The organism is Nocardia sp. NPDC004722, assembly GCF_053601505.1.
This window is the reverse complement of sequence record NZ_JBSGBY010000773.1, coordinates 1-3,371: the sequence shown is the minus strand read 5'-3', so window position 1 is coordinate 3,371 and position 3,371 is coordinate 1. Positions and strand designations below refer to the sequence as shown.

General features: G+C 68.4%; 1 protein-coding gene. It reads left to right on the top strand.

The features are described 5' to 3' along the window. A partial coding sequence (locus ACWELQ_RS41575) for an amino acid adenylation domain-containing protein (protein ID WP_452402482.1) occupies positions 1-3,371 on the top strand: 3,371 nt, incomplete at both ends.

Below are 3,371 nucleotides of genomic sequence, written 5' to 3'. Positions count from 1 at the left end.
AATCCGCTCGGGTTCGGTGAGCGGATGTATCGCACCGGTGACTTGGTGCGCTGGAACGCGGATGGTTCGATCACGTACCTGGGTCGTACCGACTTCCAGGTGAAGTTGCGTGGTCTGCGTATCGAGCTGGGTGAGATCGAGTCGGCGCTGACCGGGCATTATTCGGTCGCTCAGGCGGTTGTGGTCATGCACTCTGACCCGCGTACTGGTGACCGACTGGTCGGCTATCTGGTGCCGAGCGGTGCGGGTATCGATGTGCCGCAGGTGAAGTCGGCGCTCTCCGGTCTGTTGCCGTCCTACATGGTTCCGTCGGCGTTCGTGGTGCTCGACGCGCTGCCGTTGAACGCGAACGGCAAGCTGGATCGGAAGGCGCTGCCCGCGCCCGAGTTCGAGGCCGCAACCTTCCGTGCGCCGTCGACGCCGATCGAGGAGATCGTGGCGGGAGTCTTCGCCGATGTGCTCGGTGCCGAGCGGGTCGGTGCGGAGGACGACTTCTTCGCCCTCGGTGGAAACTCGCTGGTGGCAACGCAGGTCGCGGCTCGGCTGGGCGCGGCGTTGGATACGCGGGTGCCGGTGCGGGTGCTGTTCGAAGCACCCACGGTGGCTGCGCTCGCGGTGCGGGTGGAGCAGCGGGCCGGGCGGGGGCGCAAGGCGCTGACGGCGGGGCCGCGTCCGGAGCGGGTGCCGTTGTCGATGGCGCAGCAGCGGATGTGGTTCCTCAACCAGTTCGATCCGGCGTCGGCGGCCTACAACATTCCGGCCGCGGTGCGGTTGACCGGTGAGCTGAATGTGGTTGCGCTGCAACAGGCCGTGGCCGACACCATTGGTCGTCACGAGTCACTGCGCACGGTCTATCCGCAGCTGGACGGTGCCGCCTGCCAGGTGATCCGGCCTGCCGCGTCCGTGGTGCCGGATCTGACCCCCGAGCCGGTGAGCGCCGGGTCGCTGCCCGGCCGCATCGCGGGCGTACTCGCCGAGGGCTTCGATGTCGCCCGCGAGGTGCCGTTGCGGGCCGAGCTGTTCCGGGTCGAGGAGGCCGCGGATCAATACGTCCTGGTGTTCGTGGTGCACCACATCAGCGCCGACGGCTGGTCGATGGGGCCGTTCACGCGGGACGTCATGCTGGCCTATGTCGCGCGTGCGCAGGGTGAGGCTCCCGCGTGGACGCCGCTGCCCATCCAGTACGCGGATTACACGCTGTGGCAGCGGGAGGCGCTCGGCTCCGAGGACGATCCGGGCAGCGCGATCTCCGCGCAGGCCGACTACTGGCGCACCACCCTGGCCGGACTGCCGGACGAGTTGAATCTGCCGTCCGATCGCCCGCGTCCGCCGGTGGCGTCCCTGCGGGGCGGCACGGTGAGCTTCGACATCGACGGCGAGCTGCACCGCGCACTGCAAACCCTTGCGCGGGAACGTAATGCGACGCTGTTCATGGTGATGCACACCGCGCTCGCGGTGTTTCTGTCCCGGCTCTCGGGCACCGATGATATCGCCGTGGGCACCCCGATCGCGGGCCGCGGTGAGGCCGAGCTCGACGACGTGATCGGCATGTTCGTCAATACGCTGGTGCTGCGCACCCGCGTCGCCGGACAGCAGTCTTTCGCGGAACTGCTGTCCGAGGTCAGGGATTCGGATCTAGGCGCGTTCGCGCATGCCGACATGCCGTTCGAGCGGCTGGTCGAGCTGCTGAATCCGGAGCGTTCCACCGCGCGCAACCCGCTGTTCCAGGTGGCGCTGTCGTTCGAGAACCTCCCCGACGCCGGGTTCGAGCTGCCCGGATTGCGGGTCGGCGCGGTCGATTTCGAGGTCGACACCGCGAAATTCGACCTGGAGTTGCGGGTGGTGGGATCCGCCGCCGGTGCGACCGGGATCTTCACCTTCGCCCGCGATCTCTTCGACGAGGCGACCGTGGCGGTCTACGCGCGGCGCTTCCTGCGGTTGCTGAGCGATATCGTCGCGCGTCCGGGGTATCCGGTCGGCGATCTGGCCATGCTCTCGGCCACCGAGTTCACGGACCTTACCGATCGCCAGGGTGGTGCGGCCATGACCGCGCGCACCTATCCGGACCTGATCGCCGACGCCGTGGCCGTCGACCCGGCCGGGCCCGCGGTGATCTTCGAGGGGCGGAGTCTGTCCTACGGTGAGCTCGATTCTCGGTCGAACCGGTTGGCGCGCTTGCTGATCGAGCGTGGCATCGGCACCGAGGATCTGGTGGCCGTCGCCGTGCCGCGCTCGGCCGAGTCGTATTACGTCGAATGGGCGGTGTCCAAGACCGGTGCGGCCTTCCTGCCGGTGGACCCCACCTATCCGGCGGACCGCATCGCTCACATGCTGACGGATTCGGGTTCGCCCATCGGCCTGACGGTGGCATCGGTCCGTGCGGACCTGCCGGATTCGGTCGAATGGCTGGTGCTCGACGACCTGGACCTGAATGCCTTCGCGGACACCGCGATCGCCGATTTCGATCGGGTGCGCCCGCTGCGGCCGGAGCATCCGGCGTACGTCGTCTACACCTCCGGCTCGACCGGTGTGCCCAAGGGAGTCGTGGTCACTCACGCGGGCCTGTCCAATTTCGCGGCCGAGCAGGTCGACCGCTACGGGCTCGACTCGTCCACGCGGGTACTGAATTTCGCGTCGCCCTCGTTCGACGGGTCGATGATGGAGTTCCTGATGGCCCTAGGCGGGGGCGGCGCGCTGGTCGTGGTCCCGCCCGGTGTCTACGGCGGTGAGGAACTCGCGGAAGTTATTCGCCACGAGCAGGTCACGCACGCCTTCATCACCACCGCCGCCCTGGCCACCTTCGCGCCGGACGGCCTGGATTCCTTGCGGGTGCTGGCCGTCGGTGGCGAAGCCGTCCCGGCGGAACTGATCGCTCGGTGGGCGGTGCCGTTGGCGGATGGCACGATTCGCGCCTTCCACGACGTCTACGGTCCGACCGAGACCACCATCGTCACGAATATCGGTGAGCCGCTGCGGCCGGGCGATCCGGTCACCATCGGCGGCCCGGTCCGGGGCATGCGGAACTTGATTCTGGACGGTCGTCTGCGCCCGGTGCCGGTGGGTGTCGCGGGTGAGCTCTATCTGTCGGGTATCCAGCTGGCGCGCGGCTACCACGCGCGAGCGGGCCTGAGCGCCGAGCGCTTCGTCGCGAATCCGTTCACCAACGGCGAGCGCATGTACCGCACCGGTGACGTGGTGCGCTGGAGCCCCGACCGACGGATCGAGTATGTCGGGCGCTCCGATTTCCAGGTGAAGGTGCGTGGCTTCCGCATCGAGCTGGGCGAGATCGACGCCGCGCTCTCCGCACACGAGAGCGTCGACTTCGCCGTGACCGTGGGCCATGGGATCACCGCGGGCACCACCGCGCTGGT